The sequence below is a fragment of the Streptomyces sp. HUAS ZL42 genome, from assembly GCF_040782645.1.
GTDB lineage: Bacteria > Actinomycetota > Actinomycetes > Streptomycetales > Streptomycetaceae > Streptomyces.
Genome location: NZ_CP160403.1, coordinates 9172418 through 9190499, shown reverse-complemented (window position 1 = coordinate 9190499; position 18082 = coordinate 9172418). Strand labels below are relative to the sequence as shown.

Here is an 18082-nt window from a genome sequence, read left to right as displayed (position 1 = left end):
CTTGTCATGCGTGTACTGCTCGTGGGCGCGGGCGGCGTGGGAACCGCCATCACCCGGATCGCGGCCCGCCGCTCTTTCCTCGAGGTCATGGTGGTGGCCGACTACGACCCGGCGCGGGCCGAGGCGGCCGTCGCCGCACTCGGCGCCGACGAGGACCGGTTCGCCGCCGAACGCGTGGACGCGGGCGACGAGGCGGCGGTGACCCGGTTGCTGGAGCGGCACGGCTGCGACGTCCTCCTCAACGCCACCGACCCGCGCTTCGTGATGCCGCTGTTCCGGGCGGCCCGGGCCGCCGGCGCCACCTATGTCGACATGGCGATGTCGCTCTCCCGCCCCCACGCGGAGCGCCCGTACGAGGAGTGCGGCGTCAAGCTCGGCGACGCCCAGTTCTCACAGGCGGACCAGTGGGAGAAGGCGGGTGCGCTGGCCCTGGTCGGCATGGGCGTGGAGCCGGGGCTGTCGGACGTGTTCGCCCGCCACGCAGCCGACGAACTCTTCGACGAGATCGAGGAGATCGGCATCCGCGACAGCGCGAACCTCACCGTCGACGGCTACGACTTCGCCCCGTCCTTCAGCATCTGGACCACCATCGAGGAGTGCCTGAACCCTCCGGTCGTCTACGAGGCCGGCCGCGGCTGGTTCACCACCGCGCCCTTCAGTGAACCCGAGGTGTTCGACTTCCCGGAGGGCATCGGCCCGGTCGAGTGCGTGAACGTCGAGCACGAGGAGGTGCTGCTCGTGCCACGCTGGATCGACGCACGCCGTGTCACCTTCAAGTACGGCCTGGGCCGGGAGTTCGTCGAGACTCTGAAGACCCTGCACCTGCTGGGCCTGGACCGCACCGAGCCGGTGACCGTGCCGGGCCCGGCCGGGCCGGTGGCGGTCTCGCCCCGGGACGTCGTCGCCGCGTGCCTGCCGGACCCCGCGACGCTGGGCGAGCGGATGCACGGCAGGACATGCGCGGGCACATGGGTGCGGGGCGTCAAGGACGGTGCGCCGCGCGAGGTGTACCTGTACCACGTGGTCGACAACCAGTGGTCCATGGCGGAGTACGGCTGCCAGGCGGTGGTGTGGCAGACCGCCGTCAACCCCGTCGTCGCCCTGGAACTCCTCGCCACGGGCGCCTGGACCGGCTCGGGCGTGCTGGGCCCGGAGGCCTTCCCGGCCCGGCCCTTCCTGGAACTGCTGACGGCGTACGGCTCGCCCTGGGGCATGCGCGAGCGGTGACGCTTCAGGCGTCCTCCGGCGCCGCCATCCCCGGCAGCCGCAGCGTGAAGACGGCACCCGCTCCCGGTTCGCTCGCCGCACCGACCGTCCCACCGTGCGCGGCGACCAGGTCGCGCACGATGGCCAGGCCGAGGCCGCTCCCGCCGGTGCGCCGGCTGCGCGACTTCTCGGCGCGCCAGAACCGGTCGAAGACGTGCGGCAGGTCGCCGGGGGCGATGCCGTTGCCGGTGTCGGTGACCTCGAAGACGACCTCGTCTCCGTCACGTCGGGCGGCCAGGGTGATCGTGCCGTCCGGCGGCGTGTGACGGATCGCGTTGCTGACGAGGTTGCCGAGCACCTGCCGCATCCGGACCGGATCCGCGTCCAGCCAGGGATCGCCCTCCACCAGGATCGGCAGGGCGACTTCGGCGGCGTCGGCCGCGACGCGATGGGCGGCGCCGACCTGGTCGAGCAGGTCACCGGCGCGTACGGGCTCGCGATGCAGGCGCAGGGTGCCGGCGTCGGCGGCGGCGAGATCCTGGAGGTCGTCGATGATCCGCTGGAGCACCAGGGACTCCTCGTGCAGGGACGCGAGCAGAGCCGGGTTCGGATCGACGACGCCGTCCCTGGTGACCTCCAGCCAGCCGCGGATGTTGGTGAGCGGGCTGCGCAGTTCGTGGGCGATGTCGCTGACCATGGCCTTGCGCTGGGCCTCGAGCCGCTCCCGGCGCTCGGCGAGGTCGTTGAACGCCTCGGCCAGCAGGCCGGTCTCGTCCCGCGTGGTGACGGGCACGCGCGCGTGCGCCTCCGGCGGCTGCTGGGCGGCCTCGGTCAGCGCGCGCAGGGGCCGTACGAGACGGGTGGCGACCACGGCGGTCACCGCGACGGTGACCGCGAGGACCAGACCCGCCGCGCCGACCAGTTTCGCCTTGTTCGTCGGTGACATGTCGAAGCGGGGCGCGACGCTGTCCCCGCCGCCCAGGAACAGCTCGGCCGTGGGGGCGACGTAGGGGTCGAACTGGGCGCGGCGCGCTTCGTCGATGCAGCTCTGCGCCTTTCGTACGGTGTCCGCGTCTCCCACGTCGGCGAACTTCGCGTAGGTGCTGGGGCTGCCGAGATCGCCGTTCGTGGTGTCGAGCCCGAGGAACACCGGCAGGCGCTCCCCCAGCCCCGCGCGCTTCAGGCAGGGCTCGGTGAGCGAGTTCAGCCGGCCCAGGGCCTTTTCCTCGGTGGCTGTCACGGTGTTGAGCAGCCCGTCGGCGCAGGCGTCGGGCACATAGCCGGAGTCGACGGGGCCGTCGGCGTCGGTGAGGAAGGGGCGACCGCTGGGTTTGTGCACGATGGTGGTCTCGATGTGCTCGCGGGCGAAGCACTTCTGCCGTTTCTCCGCCATCGCGTCGAGCCGGGCGCGCTCGGCGGCGGACAGCTCGTACGGGCCCACCACACGCGGATCGATGCCGCTGAGCTGGGCGCCGCGTTCGGTGTACGTGTCGGTGTGCAGGGGATCGACGGTGGCCGCGGCGCGCAGCGGGAAGGACGTGCCGCGGGGTGCGGAGTCGGCGATCGGAGTGCGGTCGGTGGTCGTGAGGGCGATCCGCCGACCGGTTCTCGCGGACAGGGCTCGGACGGTGTCCTCGACTCCCGTCCAGTCGGGGTGGACGGCGGCGTAACCACTGAGCTGCGCAAGGATGTCCATGTCGTCGGCGAGAGCCTGCCCCTGCTCCTCCTTCAGGGCGCGGGTCGTGGTCTCCATCGCCAGCCATGCCGTGGCCGCCACCGAGAACACGGCGATCACGGCCGAAGCGATCAGCAGGCGTACCAGCAGGCGCTTGCGCAGGGGTATCGCGGGACGGCGGCTCACGGGCGGCCGCCGCTGAGCTTGTATCCGACGCCGAACACGGTCAGCAGCCGGACCGGTTTGCGGGGATCCGCCTCGATCTTCCGGCGCAGGTTCATGATGTGCACGTCGACGGCCCGCTCGGTGGAGGCCCGGTCCAAGCCGCGGGTGCACTGCAGCAACTGCCTTCGGGAGAAGACCCGTTCGGGCTCGGCGGCCATGGCGAGCAGAATCTCGAACTCGGCCGGCGTGCACTCCACGGGTTCGCCGTCGCACCGCACCTCGTGCCGCTCCGGATCGACGCTGATCCCGGCCGCACGTACGACGGGATCGTCGCGCCGGTCGGTGACCGCGCGCCCGCTGCGCCGAAGGATCGTGCGGATACGGGCCATCAGTTCACGCGGGCTGTACGGCTTGGTCATGTAGTCGTCCGCGCCGAGCTCCAGGCCGAGCAGGACGTCGTCCTCGGTGGAGCGCGCGGTGAGCATCAGCACCGGGATGTCGTCGTCCCGGCGCAGCACGCGGCACACCCCGAAGCCGTCGATCACCGGGAGCATGAGGTCCAGGACGACCAGGTCGGGACGGTCGCGCCGCACCGCGTCGAGCGCTGCGGCGCCGTCGTGGACCACCGTGGCGGTGTGACCCTCCGCGAGCAGGGACCGGCGTATGAGTTCGGCCTGCATCTCGTCGTCCTCCGCGACCAGTACATGTGCACACACTCGGCGGATCCTAAGTGTTCAGCGAGCGAGGGACGTGTGGTCGCCCATCACTACGGCGGGGTGCCGGCTCGGGTCCAGCGCCAGCAGCAACTCCTTCATATGTGCGCGGGCGATGCTGACGCAGCCGTGGGTGGGGCCCCCGTGGTCGACGTGCAGCCAGACGCCGCCGCCCCGGCCCGCGCCGAGCGGGCGCGTCCAGTCGAGGGGCGAAGTGCCGCGCTCGCGGTTGTAGTCGATGGCGACGACGTAGTCGAAGGATCCCGCCAGCGGTTCGCCCTCGAATCCCGTGCCGGGCGAGGTGAATCCGACGGAGCGGTCGTACGGCAGCCGGGTCCCCGGGTCGCCGAGCAGTCCTCCGGCGTCCGTGAGGGTGTAGACACCGATGGGTGAGCGCAGGTCGCCCGCCATGTGGTGGTCGCTCCAGCCCTTGAGCGCGTTGTGCGCGGGCCAGCTCGCGCCGGCCTGCCAGCCGGCCTCGGTGCGCTCGTACAGGACGACCGTCGAGATCGGGGAGTCCTTGCCACGCCCGGTCACCACGACCACCTGACGCGACTCGCCGGGCACCTTCGCCCAGGTCTTCGGTCCGAGGCCGGGGACCTGTTGCGGGGCCACCTCGATCGAGATCTCCGGCGTGGGCGTCGGCGAGCCCGTCGTCGGTGCCGAAGTGGCGGGGGCCTGGCCGGTCGTGGCCGCGGCACCGCCGCCGCATCCGGTGAGCAGGAGGGATGCGGCGAGCAGTGCGACCCGGGGCTTGCATGTGATCATGTGCCGACCTTGGCCGACACTTGTGAGGAACTCGTCAGGTGCTAGGGCTGTTTCGGCTTGCCGGGCGTGTAAACCCATGTCTGGAACACCTTGTTCAGGTGCTTTCCGGACACCTGCTCCGACAGGGCGACGAACTGCGCGGTGGTTCCGTGCCCGTCGCGGTGCCCGGTCGCCCATGCCCGCAGGATCCGGAAGAAGGCGGAGTCCCCTACGGCCTTGCGGAGTTGGTGCAGGGCCATGGCGCCGCGCGCGTACACGGGGGTGCCGAAGATGTTCGCGCCGGTGCCGGGATCTCCGGGCGGGAACTCCCACAGCCCGTCGCTCGCCGGTCGGGCGTAGAGGCCGTCGAAGGTCTTCTGCGCGCTGTCGCCGCCGTGCTGCTCGGCGTAGAGCCACTCGGCGTAGGTGGCGAAGCCCTCGTTGAGCCAGATGTCCTTCCAGGTGGTGAGGGAGACGGAGTCGCCGAACCACTGGTGGGCGCTCTCGTGGACGAGGGTGCTCAGATCCGGCGCACTGTCGTAGACGGGCCGGGTCTGGGTCTCCAGCGCGAAACCCACGTTCGGGGCCCGGTCCACGATCGAACCGGCGGCGCGGTACGGGTACGGCCCGAAGAGCTGCTCTCCCAGTCCAGCACCGACGGCAGCTTCTTGAGGACGGGTGCCGCGGCGCGGGCCTCGCGGGGGTCGACGGCGTTGTAGACCTTGATGCCGCTGCGGGTGGTGTGCTGCTCGACGTCGAACTTCCCGACCGTCGCGGTGGCGAGGTAGGCCGCCATCGGCTCGGGCTGGTGCCAGCGGAACGTGGTCTTCCCGTGTGCGGTGCGCCGGCCGAGGAGGACGCCGTTGGCGACCGCCGTGCGCCCTTGCGGGACCGTGATGGTGAAGTCGTACGAGGACTTGTCCAGTGGGTGGTTGTTGGCGGGGAACCAGGTCATGGCGCCCTGTGGTTCTCCGGCGACGAAGGCTCCGTCGTCGGTGGGGATCCAGCCGTCGAGGGAGCCGTCCGGGTCGGTGACAGGCTTGGGCTTGCCGCTGTAGGTGACGGTGATACGGAACTCCTGGCCCTTGCACAGCGCGTGGCGCGGGGTGACCACGAGTTCCTGGCCGCTGCGCCGGTACTGGGCCGTGGCGTGGTCGACGGTCAGTCCGGTGACCTTCAGTCCGGTGAAGTCCAGGTCGAAGCGGGTCAGCCGCTGGGTGGCGCGGGCGGTGAGGACCGCCTTGCCGTCGAGGCGGCCGGTGCCGGGGTCGTAACGGAGCATCAGACCGTAGTGGCGGACGTGGTAGCCGCCGTTTCCGGCGAGCGGGAAGTACGGGTCGCCGACGCCGGCACCGCCGACCGGTCCGGCCGCCGCCGGGCCCGCGGCGGCGAGCAGGGCCGCCACGGCGACCGGGACGGTCGCGGCGACGGCTTGGCGGCGGAGCAGGGCAGGGCGTCTGCCGGTCTGCTGGTCGGGCTGCGTCACGTGCGCTCCTTGGGGGGTGGCGTGTGATCAAACCCCCTCAGACTAGAGTTCGACGGACATGGATTCCCCCTCGATCAGGTCAAGTTACGCCGAGTCTCCCGCCCGGCGCCACGTCCGCCCGGGGCCGCCGCAGTACGCTCCCGGCACCATCCGTCATCCGAGAGAGGCCGGCCCGTGAGCGTCCGAGTGCGCCGCATCTACGAACCGCCCGAGTCCGACGACGGCGTACGTGTCCTGGTCGACCGGCTCTGGCCGCGCGGCGTCTCCAAGGACACCGCGCACGTGGACGAGTGGCCCAAGGGCCTCACCCCGTCCACCGAGTTGCGCCGCTGGTACCACGCGGGCGAGGGGTCGTACGAGGAGTTCGCGCGCCGTTACGAGGCGGAGCTGGCCGCCCCGGAGGCTGCCGAACTCCTCGATCACGTCCGCGAGTTGGCGGGGAAGGGCCCGGTGACACTGCTGACCTCGGCGAAGTCACCGGAGGAGAGTCACGTGGCGGTGCTGGTCCGCCTCCTGGAGGCGGACCACTAGGGCCCTTCTGACGGATCTCCGCGGCGTCGCGACGCCCGGCACGCACTCCCCCACTCTCGGCTTCGCTCGAGCGGGGGACCCCCATGCCGCACGGCGCGAAGGGACAGGTGGCTCCGCCACATGACCCTCCACGCCGCACGCCGAGCGCACGCACCAGACGCCGCTCCTTCTCCCACGGAGATCCATCAGAAGGGCCCTAGACCCAAGACCTCAGCCCGTCTGCTGCGCCGCCGCCCGTCCCGCCGCTCGCCCCGAGAACAGGCAGCCGCCGAGGAAGGTCCCCTCGAGGGCGTTGTAGCCGTGGACGCCGCCGCCGCCGAAACCGGCGACCTCGCCCGCCGCGTACAGGCCCTCGATGGGCTGCCCGTCGGCGCCGAGGGCGCGGGAGTCGAGGTCGGTCTGGATGCCGCCGAGGGTCTTGCGGGTGAGGACGTGCAGCTTGACGCCGATGAGCGGTCCGGCCTCGGGATCGAGGATGCGGTGCGGGGTGGCGACGCGCCCGAGGCGGTCACCGATGTAGCGGCGGGCGTTGCGGATGCCCTGGATCTGGGTGTCCTTGGAGTACGGGTTGGCGAGCTGCAGATCGCGGGCCTCGATCTGGCGGCGCACCTCGGCCGCGTCGAGCAGCGCCTTGTCGGTCAGCTGGTTCATCTTGTCGACGAGTTGCTCGAGCGTGTCCGCGATCACGAAGTCGGCGCCGTTGCGCAGGAACGCCTGCACCGGGCCGGGCGCGCCCTTGCCGAGGAGCCGGTTCTGCAGGACGGCCTTGCGGTCCTTGGCGGTGATGTCGGGGTTCTGCTCGGAGCCCGAGAGCGCGAACTCCTTTTCGATGATCTTCCGGGTCAGGATGAACCAGGAGTGGTCGTAGCCCGCGATGTCCTCGGTGGTGCGCAGATGCCTGAGCGTGCTGAGGGTGTCGTAGCCCGGCAGGCACGGGTCGGGCAGGCGGCGGCCGAGGGCGTCGAACCACAGCGAGGACGGGCCGGGCAGGATGCGGATGCCGTGGCCGGGCCAGATGGGGTCCCAGTTCTGCAGGCCCTCGGTGTAGTGCCACATGCGGTCGCGGTTGACGAGCCGGACGCCCGCCTCTGCGCTGATGTCGAGCATGCGCCCGTCGACGTACGCGGGAACGCCCGTGACCATCTCGGTGGGCGGGGTACCCAGCCGCTCGGGCCAGTAACGGCGCACGATGTCGTGGTTGGCGCCGATGCCCCCGCTGGTGACGATCACGGCCTGGGCGGTCAGTTCGAACTCGCCGATCGGGTCGCGGTTGGAGGCGACGCCGCGCGGCGAGTCGTCGTCGGCGAGGACCGTGCCGCGCACACCGCGCGCCGCACCGTCCTCGATCACGAGCGCGTCGACCCGGTGGCGGTGGTGGAAGGTGAGCAGCCCTTCGCGGGCGGCCTGCTTCGCGTAGTCGGCGAACGGCTCCACGACCCCGGTACCGGTCCCCCAGGCGATGTGGAAGCGGGGCACGGAGTTGCCGTGGCCGTCGGCGCGCAGGTCGCCGCGCTCGGCCCAGCCGACGGTGGGCAGCAGCTTGATGCCGTGGCCCTCCAGCCAGGAGCGCTTCTCCCCCGCAGCGAACTCGACGTAGGCGCGCGCCCAGCGCACCGCCCAGGAGTCCTCGTCGTCGGCGCGGTCGAACTGTGCGCTGCCCTGCCAGTCGTTCCAGGCGAGGGCGAAGGAGTCCTTGATGCCCAGGCGTCGCTGCTCCGGGGAGTCGACGAGGAACAGGCCGCCGAAGGACCAGAACGCCTGACCGCCGAGGTTGGCCGCGTTCTCCTGGTCGACCAGGGCGACACGCCGTCCCCGGCTGGTGAGTTCGTGCGCCGCGACCAGTCCGGCGAGGCCGGCTCCGACGACGATGACGTCCGCATCCATGGCGACCGTTGCCTTTCTCATGAGGGTCTCATTCGGGATTGCCGCTGCCGTCGGTCAGCAGCGCGGTGAGCAGCTGTTTGAGCCAGGCGCGGGCGTGCTCGACGTCCTTGTCGAGCAGCAGTTGGGTGGTGACTCCGTCGTACGCGGCGACCACCGCGTGTGCGGCCGCACCGGCGTCGCCCAGCACGGCGGGAAGCGCCGTGTGCCCCTGTGCCCGGGCGAGCCGGTCGGCGATCGCCCGGCGCAGTCGGGCCCGGTGCTCCAGCAGGGTCCGGGCCACGGCCGGATCGCGGGCGGCGTGCACCAGGAAGTCCGTCTTCACCAGCAGCCAGTCCCGGTCGAGCAGGAGCACCTCGGTGACCCGGTCCACCGAGGCGGGAACGTCCAGGTCCGGCCCGTCGAGATCGAGCGCGTCGGCGACCTGCTGCGCGATGAGGTCCGCGCGCTGCTGGTACAGGGCGAAGAACAACTCGTCGAGGCTGGCGAAGTTGGAGTAGAAGGCGCCCCGGCTGTAGCCGGCGGCCTCGCAGACCTCCTCGATGGAGACCCGCCCGAACCCCTTCGCCGCGAACACGGCGAACGCGGCGTCGAGCAGATTGGCCCGCGTGCGGACACGGCGCCTGGTCACACGCCTGGCCGCGCCCTCCACCGCCATCCCGACCTCCCGTTTGATACGCGAATGTATCCGATACATCGATGTATCAAAAGGTCTTGCGAGCATCGCGGGACCACGGAAAACGCGATGGGAACAGATTTTCGAATCAGGGGTACCCTGGAACCATGCCCAGGCATCTCCAAGGCTCGCTCTTCGACCAGGCCGACCGGCTCGCGCTCGGCCCACTCGGCGGGCTGCGCCGCACCGAGCTCGGCTGGGGCGCCTGGATCGACGTGCTGCCCGGATGGCTCACCGGATCCGACGCCCTGTTCGAACACCTGGCGGCCGAGGTCCCGTGGCGGGCGGAGCGGCGCAAGATGTACGACCACGTCGTCGACGTCCCCCGGCTGCTCGCGTTCTACGGCGCGGACGACCGACTGCCCCACCCGGTGCTTGCGGAAGCGCGCGAAGCCCTCTCCGCCCACTACGCCGACGAACTCGGCGAGCCCTTCACCACGGCAGGCCTGTGCTACTACCGCGACGGCCGGGACAGCGTCGCCTGGCACGGCGACCGGATCGGCCGCGGCGCACGCGAGGACACCATGGTCGCCATCCTCTCGGTGGGCGCACCCCGCGACCTGCTGCTGCGGCCCGCTCGCGGCGGCGACAGCGTGCGCAGACCGCTGGGGCACGGCGACCTCGTCGTGATGGGCGGCTCCTGCCAGCGGACCTGGGAGCACTGCATCCCCAAGACCACACGCGCCGCGGGACCGCGCATCAGCATCCAGTTCCGCCCGCACGGCGTGCAGTAGGCGGTAGAGGCGGCCGCCTCGACTGTGCGCGGGGGCTGTCTCCGGCGGACGGCGCCGGAGACAGCCCCGTCCTACGGAACCCTGTCCTCCGAGCGGCCGCTCCCCGACACTGGCCGGACGTGGCGGAGGTCGTACGGGGGGAGCCGTATGAGTGCGCAGCCCGAGCCCATGACCGCCGCGCCCCGGCGCGGCGAACTGGACGCGTTACGGTCCTTCGTCGTACTCGGCCTGGTGTTCTTCCACGCCGCCCTCGTCTTCTCCCCCGACGACGACTACTACGTCAAGAACGGCGGGACCACCGACGTCGTCACCGTCCTCGCCGGGTTCGGTGTGGTGTGGGCGATGCCCATGCTGTTCCTGGTGGCCGGGCTGGGCGCCCGGCACTCCGTCCGCCGCCGCGGCCCCGGCGGCTTCGCCCGCGAACGCCTGGTGCGTCTCGGCGTCCCCCTGGTCTTCGCCACACTCGCACTCAACCCGCTTCCGCAGTGGCTGCGGCTGCGCGCCGCCGACCCCGGCTACCACGAGTCGTACTGGCGTTTCTGGCCGCGTTTCCTCACCGTCCACCCGGACCTCGCCGACTTCCCCTTCGTCCTCGAAGGGGACCACTTCGAGACCGGCCACCTGTGGTTCGTCGTCCTCCTGCTGGCCTTCTGCCTGCTCCTCGCACCGGTCGCGGGCACCTTCGCGGCGGGCGGCGAGCGGGTGGCGGCCACTGTGGCGCGACGGCCGGCCCTGCTCCTCCTGCCCGCGCTGCCGCTCGCCCTGATCAACGCGCTGCTGGGCATGGAGGAGAACTTCGCGGGCTGGAACCGCTGGGCGTACCTGCTGTTCTTCCTCTACGGCCACGCACTCGCCGGCGACGAGCGGATCCGCGCCGCGATGCGCCGGCTCGCCGTGCCGGTCGGGGTGCTCGGGCTCGTGCTGTTCGCCGGGGCCGCGCCCGGGTTCCTGGGCCTGGACGATCCGTTCACCGACCGGAACCCCTTGGCGCTGGTCACCCGGGCGGTGTTCGGCGCGGCGGGCTGGTGCTGGGTGGTCGCGATCCTCGGGCTGCTCGACCGGCGTGACCGGCCGGCGGGCAGCCAGGGTGGACGTCTGCTTGCGTATCTCGCCGTCGCCGCGCTGCCGTTGTACGTGCTGCACCAGCCGGTCGTGGTCGCCTTCGCGTACGGCGTGGTCGGCTGGTCAGCCCCCATCGCCGTCAAGTACGCGGTGATCGTGGCCTGTTCGCTCGCGGTGATCCTCGTGGTGTACGAGTGCGCGATCCGCAGGACACGGGCCACACGGTTCCTGTTCGGAATGCGCCCCGACCCGCCGGGCGTGCCTCCTTCGTGATCTGCTTTGCTGTCCTCCGTCGGGCACGGACCTCACCACGCGGGACGATGATGCGGGCAGATGTGCAGCAAGTCGCCGACGGCACCTACCTGGTGCACGGCAGCAACACCAACTGGGTGATCCTCACCGAAGGCGACGCCGTCACGCTGGTCGACACCGGCTACCCAGGGGACCGGGAGCTGGTCCTGGCGTCGCTGTCGCAGGTGGGGAGTGCGCCGGAGGCGGTCGCCGCGGTGCTGATCACGCACGCCCACAACGACCACCTGGGCTCCGCCGAGTACCTGCGCGCCACGTACGGCACGCCGGTCTACCTCCACGAGGCCGAAGTGCCGCACGCGCGCCGGGAGTTCCTGCACCAGGTGTCCGTCGGGACGGTGCTGAAGAACGGCTGGCGGCCGGGTGTCCTGCCGTGGGCCGTGCACGCGATCCGCTCCGGCGGCACCGCGAAGGTCCCGGTCGCCGCACCCGAACCGTTCCCCGCGGCGGCGGCCCTCGATCTCCCGGGCCGGCCCGTGCCCGTGCACACCCCCGGCCACACCCTGGGCCACTGCGCCTTCCACCTCCCGGAGGCGGGCATCGTGATCTCGGGCGACGCCCTGGTGAGCGGGCACCCCACCTCCCGTGTGAAGGGTCCGCAACTGCTGCCGGACATGTTCCACCACGAGCGCGGCCGAGCCGTGGCCTCTCTGGACGTGCTCGAGGGCCTGGCGGGCGACCTGCTCCTGCCCGGGCACGGGCCGGTGCACCGCGGGTCCGTCCGGGCCGCGGCGCAGCATGCCCGCGAGCGGGCAGTTTAGGGTCGGGCCATGGCTCTGCAGATCAACGCCACCAACCCGGAGCATCCGGCACTCCTGCTCGAGCTGCCGTGGCAGCTGCCCCTGGAGGAGTGGCCCGAGGAGTACCTCGTGCCGCTGCCGCGCGGCATCTCCCGGCACGTGGTGCGTTACGCGCGTGCCGGCGAGGAGGTCATCGCCGTCAAGGAGCTGGCCGAGCGGCCCGCGCTGCGCGAGTACGAGTTGCTGCGCGACCTGGACCGGATCGGCATCCCGGCGGTGGACCCGCTGGCCGTGGTCACCGGCCGGACCGACGACAACGGTGACCCGCTGGAGTCGGTGCTGGTCACCCGGCACCTGGGCGGGTCGATGCCGTACCGGTCGATGTTCGAGACGACCATGCGCCCGGCGACCATGCACCGGCTGATGGACGCGCTCGCCGTGCTGCTGGTCCGCCTCCATCTCGCCGGGTTCGCCTGGGGCGACTGCTCGTTGTCGAACACGCTGTTCCGGCGTGACGCGGGAGCGTATGCCGCGTATCTCGTGGACGCGGAGACCGGCGATCTGCATCCTCAGCTCAGCACCGGGCAGCGTGAGTACGACCTCGATCTGGCCCGCGTGAACATCAGCGGCGAGCTCCTCGACCTGGAGGCCTCCGGGGCGCTGCACCCCTCCGTGGACCCGATCGACTTCGGCATGGAGATCTGCGCGCGCTACCGCGACCTGTGGCAGGAGCTGACCCGTACCTCGGTGTACCCGGCGGGCAAGTACCACTACATCGAGCGCCGGATACGGCGGCTGAACGACCTCGGTTTCGACGTGGCCGAGATGCAGATCGAGCACTCTTCCAACGGCGACACGGTCACCTTCGTGCCGAAGGTCGTCGACGCCGGGCACCACCAGCGGCAGTTGCTGCGGCTCACCGGCCTGGACACCGAGGAGAACCAGGCCCGGCGGCTGCTGAACGACCTGGAGAGCTGGATGGCCACCCAGGACGACTACGCCCCGGGCGACCCCCTCGCCGCCCGCCCGGAGGTGCTGGCCCACCGCTGGGTGCGGGACGTGTTCCGGCCCACCGTGCGGGAAGTGCCGCTGGAGCTGCGCGGCCAGATGGACTCCGCGGAGATCTACCACGAGCTCCTGGAACACCGCTGGTACCTGTCGGAGCGGGCGCAGCACGACATAGGGCTCGACACGGCCGTCGACGACTACATCAGGAACATCCTGCCCAAGGCCCGGGAGACGCTGGAGCCCACGACCCCGGAGTGACTCAGTCGTGCGGGACGACGGCGACCGGGCAGCTCGCGTGGTGCAGGACCCCGTGCGCGACCGAGCCGATACGGGCGCCCACGGCGGTGCGGTGGGCGCGGCGGCCGACCACCATCAACTGGGCCCGTTCCGCCACCGACAGCAGCACCTGGCCGGCGCTGCCCATCTCGACGTGTTCGACGACCGGCACGTCCGGGAAGCGGTCCCGCCACGGCTGCAGGGCCGTGGCGAGCGCCTTCTTCTCGTACGGCTCCAGGCCACCGGCGTCGTCGAGGAGTCTCAGCGAGCCGGGGCTGTAGGCGAACACCGGCGGCAGCGTCCAGGCCCGTACGGCGCGCACGGTGGCGCCCCGCGCGGCAGCCGTCTCGAACGCGAACCGCAGCGTGGCGACGCTGTCGTCGGGACCGCCCTGCTGGCCCACGACGATCTCCCGGCCGGCCGCCTCGGCCGACGGCTCGTCCCCGGCCCGGACCAGCACGACCGGCCGGTCGGCCTCGGCGATCACCTGCTGGCCGACCGACCCGAGCAGGAAACCGACGACCGCTCCATGGCCGCGTGAACCGATGACGAGCATCTCGGCGTCGGACGCGGCGGCGACCAGGGTGTCGACGACCGTCCCCTCCAGGACGTCGGTGATCACCTCCAGTTCGCGGTGCCGCCCGATGACCGCCCCGACGGTCTCGGCCACCCCGTCCCGCACCCACTGCGCCTGTGTGTCCCGGTCCGCCACGTCCGGCTGGAACCGCCAGGCGTGCACCACACGCAACGCCAGCCCTCGGCGGACCGCCTCCCGGGCCGCCCAGGCCAGTGCGGCCACGCTCTCGTCCGTTCCGTCGACCCCCGCCGTGATCGGGCGCGTCATCCGGTTGCCTCCCTCTATCTCGGTCACGTGGCCCAGTCTTCACTACGCTGCCGACATGGCCTTGCAATGGGAGCAAGTCGTAGTCGACGCGGCCGACCCGAGGGCCCTCGGGCGCTGGTGGGCCGAGGCGCTCGGCTGGGTGGTCCTGAACGACGCGTCGGACGAGTACGAGATCCGGCCGGAGAAGGACCGGCTGCCCGGGATGATCTTCGTTCCGGTGCCGGAGGGCAAGGCCGTCAAGAACCGGCTGCACCTCGACTTCCGCCCCGACGACCAGGAGGCGGAGGTCGCCCGCCTCCTGGACCTGGGCGCACGTCACACGGACGTCGGCCAGGGCGAACAGACCTGGGTGGTGCTCGCGGACCCGGAGGGCAACGAGTTCTGCGTACTGCGCAGCCGGCCCGCGCAGACCTGAGCGAAGCGGGACGATCGAACATACGATGGGCGGGAGCCGGGGCGGTGGCAGTGCTTCTGCAGGGTGCGCCGTACCCCTGATGGAACCGCTCGGGGTGGGAGACGTATGGCAGAGGCCGCAGAAGCAGCGCGGACCGTCATCTTGACCGTGGACGACGATCCGGGAGTCTCCCGTGCCGTCGCCCGTGACCTGCGGCGACGCTACGGCGCGTCGTACCGGATCGTGCGCGCGGAGTCCGGCGGGTCCGCGCTGGAGGCGCTGCGCGAGCTGAAGCTGCGCGGCGACCTCGTGGCCGTGATCCTGGCCGACTACCGCATGCCGCAGATGAACGGCATCGAGTTCCTGGAACAGGCCATGGACGTGTATCCGGGCGCGCGGCGGGTGCTGCTGACCGCGTACGCGGACACGAACGCGGCGATCGACGCGATCAACGTCGTCGATCTCGACCACTATCTGCTCAAGCCGTGGGACCCGCCGGAGGAGAAGCTCTACCCGGTGCTGGACGACCTGCTGGAGGCGTGGCGCAGCAGCGCCTACAAGCCCGTGCCCAGCACCAAGGTCGTGGGGCACCGCTGGTCGGCACGTTCCTCGGACGTCCGCGAGTTCCTCGCCCGCAACCAGGTGCCGTACCGCTGGTACTCCGCCGAGGAGCCCGAGGGGCAGCGGCTGCTGGCCGCCGCCGGAGCCGACGGGCAGCGGCTGCCGCTGGTGATCACGCCGGACGGCACACCCCTGGTCGAGCCCGAGGCGCCGGAGCTGGCCGCCCGGGTGGGCCTTGCCACGACGCCGGCGGAGGACTTCTACGACCTGGTCGTGATCGGCGGCGGGCCGGCCGGGCTCGGCGCGGCCGTGTACGGAGCGTCGGAGGGACTGCGGACCGTCCTCGTGGAGCGGTCGGCGACCGGCGGGCAGGCCGGGCAGAGCTCGCGGATCGAGAACTACCTCGGCTTCCCCGACGGTGTCTCGGGCGGCCAGCTCACCGACCGCGCCCGGCGGCAGGCGGCCAAGTTCGGCGCCGAGATCCTCACCACGCGCGAGGTGACCGGCCTCGAGGTCAACGGGGCGGCCCGAGTCGTACGGTTCGCGGACGGGTCGGCTGTCGCGGCGCACAGCGTGATCCTGGCGACCGGTGTGCAGTACCGGCAGCTGGAGGCCCAGGGCTGCACCGACCTGACCGGTACCGGCGTGTTCTACGGTTCCGCGCTCACCGAGGCGTCCGCCTGCCAGGGACACGACGTGTACATCGTCGGCGGCGCCAACTCGGCCGGCCAGGCGGCGATGTACCTGTCCCGGGGCGCCAAGTCGGTGACCCTGCTGGTGCGCGGCCCCGACCTGTCGGCGTCGATGTCGCACTACCTCATCCAGCAGATCAACGAGGCGCCCAACATCTCGGTCCGCAGCCACACGGTCGTCGAGGCCGCGCACGGCACGGCCCACCTGGAGCAGCTGACCCTGCGGCACACCGTGAACGGGGAGACCGAACGGGTCGACGCGCAGTGGATGTTCGTGTTCATCGGGGCGGCTCCGCTCACCGACTGGCTGGACGGCACGGTGCTGCGCGACGAACGCGGATTCATTCTCGCCGGGCCCGACCTGACCTCCGACGGGCGCCCGCCCGCCGGCTGGGAGCTGGACCGGCCGCCGTACCACCTGGAGACCAACATTCCCGGCGTGTTCGTGGCGGGCGACGCGCGCGCGGAGTCCGCCAAGCGGGTCGCGTCCGCCGTAGGAGAGGGAGCCATGGCCGTGATGCTCGTCCACCGCTATCTGGAACAGTCATGAGCGGGCAGTTGATGCCGTGCAGTCCCGGGGAGATCGGCTCGCTGTTCCTGTTCGAGAAGCTCAGCCCCGAGCAACTCGGCCGGCTGTGCAGCGAGGGGCGGGTGGAGAAGTTCCAGCCCGGCCCGGTGTACACCGAGGGTGATCCGGCCACCTGCTTCTACGTGATGATCGAGGGCACGGTCGTCCTCTCGCGCCGGGTCGGCGGCGACGACGTGGAGGTGACGCGGACCTCCCAGCGCGGGGTGTACTCGGGGGCCATGCAGGCCTACATCGGGGACCGGGTGCGGCAGGTCTACAACAACTCCATGCGCGTGACGGAGCCGACGCGCTTCTTCGTCCTGCCCGCCGACACCTTCGCGGCGTTCATGCAGGAGTGGTTCCCGATGGCGGTACATCTGCTGGAGGGGCTGTTCTTCGGTTCGAAGAACACGCAGCGGGCCATCGGGCAGCGTGAACGGCTGCTGGCGCTGGGCTCGTTGTCGGCCGGGCTCACGCACGAGCTCAACAACCCCGCGGCGGCGGCCGTACGGGCCACCGCGACCCTGCGGGAACGGGTGGCCAAGATGCGGCACAAGCTCGCTGTGATCGCCGGCGGCTCCTACTCCCCCGAGACCCTCACGAACCTCATCGAGATCCAGGAGCGCACCGCCGAACGGGTCGCCAAGGCTCCCACGTTGAGCCCGCTGGAGGCCTCCGACCGGGAGGACGACCTCACCGACTGGCTCGACGACCACGGCATCCCGGACGGCTGGCGCATCGCGCCCACGTTCGTACAGGCAGGGCTGGACGTCGACTGGCTGGACCAGGTCGCGGCGGCCGTGGACGGCGACATCCTGCCGTCAGCCGTCGGATGGCTCAACTACACCGTCGAGACCGAGCTGTTGATGGACGAGATCGACGACTCCACCACCCGTATCTCGCACCTCGTCGACGCGGCCAAGCAGTACTCGCAGCTCGACCGCGCCCCCTACCAGGTCGCCGACGTCCACGAACTGCTGGACAGCACACTGCTGATGCTGTCGGCCAAGTTCGGGCAGCACATCAAGGTCGTCAAGGACTACGACCGTACGCTCCCGAAGGTCCCCGCCTACCCGGCGGAGCTCAACCAGGTGTGGACCAACCTCGTCGACAACGCGGTGTTCGCCATCAACAGCGCGGGCGGGGAAGGGACATTGACCGTGCGGACGGCGCGCGACGGCGACCGGATGCTGGTGGAGTTCGCCGACACCGGCCCCGGGGTGCCGCCCGACATCCGCAGCCGCATCTTCGACCCCTTCTTCACCACCAAGCCGGTGGGCGAGGGCACCGGTCTCGGCCTGGACATCTCGTGGCGGATCGTCGTCAACAAGCACCACGGCAGCCTCCAGGTCGACTCCGTACCCGGCGACACCCGGTTCCAGGTCCTCCTCCCGCTCACCGCCCCCGACCCCGATCCCGATCCCGAGACCGTCGAGGAGCCGGCATGACCAGCGACACCCGGATCGACCCCAGCGTCCCGCCGAGCGGCACGGGCTGCGTCGACTGCGACGCCGTGGGGGGCTGGTGGTTCCATCTGCGGCGCTGCGCCCAGTGCGGTCACATCGGCTGCTGCGACTCCTCCCCCGCCCAGCACGCCACCGCCCACTACAAGGCGACCGGGCACTGCGTGGTGCGCAGTTTCGAGCCGGGCGAGGAATGGTTCTGGGACTACGAGGCGGGCGAGCTGTACGAGTCAGGACCCGAACTGGCGCCGCCGGTGAGCCACCCGGCCGACCAGCCGGCGCCGGGCCCGGCGGGACGGGTGCCGGCGAACTGGGCGCAGACGCTGCGCCGCTAGGTCTGCCGTTCGGGGC

16 protein-coding genes and 1 pseudogene are annotated in these 18082 nt (G+C 71.4%); 10 read left to right on the top strand and 7 right to left on the bottom strand.

What is annotated here, in order from left to right; translation table 11 throughout:
* Nucleotides 1–6: 6 nt before the first annotated feature.
* Complete coding sequence (locus tag ABZO29_RS41970) at nt 7–1227, top strand: saccharopine dehydrogenase family protein (RefSeq protein WP_367325450.1); 1221 nt, start codon at nt 7–9, stop codon at nt 1225–1227.
* Between the two features lie 4 nt (nt 1228–1231).
* On the opposite strand, the gene ABZO29_RS41965 is transcribed toward ABZO29_RS41970, so the two are convergent.
* From ABZO29_RS41965 to ABZO29_RS41950, 4 genes and pseudogenes are all read right to left on the bottom strand, one after another.
* Nucleotides 1232–3067, bottom strand: coding sequence for a sensor histidine kinase (locus ABZO29_RS41965; RefSeq protein ID WP_367325449.1), 1836 nt, complete (start codon nt 3065–3067; stop codon nt 1232–1234).
* Nucleotides 3064–3762 (bottom strand): response regulator, encoded by a 699-nt coding sequence (locus ABZO29_RS41960; RefSeq protein WP_367325448.1) that lies wholly within the window; start codon nt 3760–3762, stop codon nt 3064–3066. Before ABZO29_RS41960 ends, ABZO29_RS41965 begins: the two co-directional genes overlap by 4 nt.
* An 18-nt stretch (nt 3763–3780) precedes the next feature.
* Nucleotides 3781–4527 (bottom strand): hypothetical protein, encoded by a 747-nt coding sequence (locus tag ABZO29_RS41955; RefSeq protein ID WP_367325447.1) that lies wholly within the window; start codon nt 4525–4527, stop codon nt 3781–3783.
* A gap of 41 nt (nt 4528–4568) precedes the next feature.
* Nucleotides 4569–5953 (bottom strand): annotated as a pseudogene (locus tag ABZO29_RS41950) (M1 family metallopeptidase).
* Nucleotides 5954–6166: 213 nt separating this feature from the next.
* Between ABZO29_RS41950 and ABZO29_RS41945 the strand changes: the two are divergent.
* Nucleotides 6167–6523: a DUF488 domain-containing protein gene (locus ABZO29_RS41945; protein ID WP_367325446.1), complete on the top strand. Its 357-nt coding sequence runs from the start codon at nt 6167–6169 to the stop codon at nt 6521–6523.
* A 210-nt stretch (nt 6524–6733) separates the two neighbouring features.
* Here the strand turns inward: ABZO29_RS41945 and ABZO29_RS41940 are convergent, their stop codons facing one another.
* Nucleotides 6734–8407, bottom strand: coding sequence for an FAD-binding dehydrogenase (locus tag ABZO29_RS41940; protein WP_367326389.1), 1674 nt, complete (start codon nt 8405–8407; stop codon nt 6734–6736).
* Nucleotides 8408–8435: 28 nt separating this feature from the next.
* A complete protein-coding gene (locus tag ABZO29_RS41935) occupies nt 8436–9062 on the bottom strand; it encodes a TetR/AcrR family transcriptional regulator (RefSeq protein ID WP_367325445.1) in 627 nt (208 codons plus the stop codon).
* A gap of 125 nt (nt 9063–9187) precedes the next feature.
* Here ABZO29_RS41935 and ABZO29_RS41930 point away from each other — a divergent pair, with 125 nt between their 5' ends.
* The 4 genes from ABZO29_RS41930 to ABZO29_RS41915 all read left to right on the top strand — a co-directional run bounded on the left by ABZO29_RS41930 (nt 9188) and on the right by ABZO29_RS41915 (nt 13191).
* The gene (locus ABZO29_RS41930) at nt 9188–9814 is read left to right on the top strand and encodes an alpha-ketoglutarate-dependent dioxygenase AlkB (RefSeq protein WP_367325444.1); all 627 of its coding nucleotides are present in this window, start codon (nt 9188–9190) and stop codon (nt 9812–9814) included.
* 147 nt (nt 9815–9961) lie between these two features.
* Entirely contained in the window at nt 9962–11149 is a 1188-nt protein-coding gene (locus ABZO29_RS41925) for an acyltransferase family protein (protein ID WP_367325443.1), read from the top strand.
* Between the two features lie 50 nt (nt 11150–11199).
* On the top strand, nt 11200–11946 hold the full coding sequence (locus ABZO29_RS41920) for an MBL fold metallo-hydrolase (RefSeq protein WP_367326388.1): 747 nt from the start codon (nt 11200–11202) through the stop codon (nt 11944–11946).
* A 9-nt stretch (nt 11947–11955) separates the two neighbouring features.
* The gene (locus tag ABZO29_RS41915; RefSeq protein ID WP_367325442.1) at nt 11956–13191 is read left to right on the top strand and encodes a DUF4032 domain-containing protein; all 1236 of its coding nucleotides are present in this window, start codon (nt 11956–11958) and stop codon (nt 13189–13191) included.
* Between the two features lies 1 nt (nt 13192).
* Here the strand turns inward: ABZO29_RS41915 and ABZO29_RS41910 are convergent, their stop codons facing one another.
* Entirely contained in the window at nt 13193–14053 is an 861-nt protein-coding gene (locus tag ABZO29_RS41910) for a universal stress protein (protein WP_367325441.1), read from the bottom strand.
* Between the two features lie 55 nt (nt 14054–14108).
* Here ABZO29_RS41910 and ABZO29_RS41905 point away from each other — a divergent pair, with 55 nt between their 5' ends.
* The 4 genes from ABZO29_RS41905 to ABZO29_RS41890 all read left to right on the top strand — a co-directional run bounded on the left by ABZO29_RS41905 (nt 14109) and on the right by ABZO29_RS41890 (nt 18066).
* Complete coding sequence (locus ABZO29_RS41905) at nt 14109–14468, top strand: VOC family protein (protein ID WP_367325440.1); 360 nt, start codon at nt 14109–14111, stop codon at nt 14466–14468.
* Between the two features lie 105 nt (nt 14469–14573).
* A complete protein-coding gene (locus ABZO29_RS41900) occupies nt 14574–16250 on the top strand; it encodes an FAD-dependent oxidoreductase (protein ID WP_367325439.1) in 1677 nt (558 codons plus the stop codon).
* Nucleotides 16247–17716, top strand: coding sequence for an ATP-binding protein (locus tag ABZO29_RS41895; protein ID WP_367325438.1), 1470 nt, complete (start codon nt 16247–16249; stop codon nt 17714–17716). The genes ABZO29_RS41900 and ABZO29_RS41895 overlap by 4 nt, the downstream gene beginning before the upstream one ends.
* Nucleotides 17713–18066: a UBP-type zinc finger domain-containing protein gene (locus tag ABZO29_RS41890; RefSeq protein WP_367325437.1), complete on the top strand. Its 354-nt coding sequence runs from the start codon at nt 17713–17715 to the stop codon at nt 18064–18066. Before ABZO29_RS41895 ends, ABZO29_RS41890 begins: the two co-directional genes overlap by 4 nt.
* Nucleotides 18067–18082: the final 16 nt, after the last annotated feature.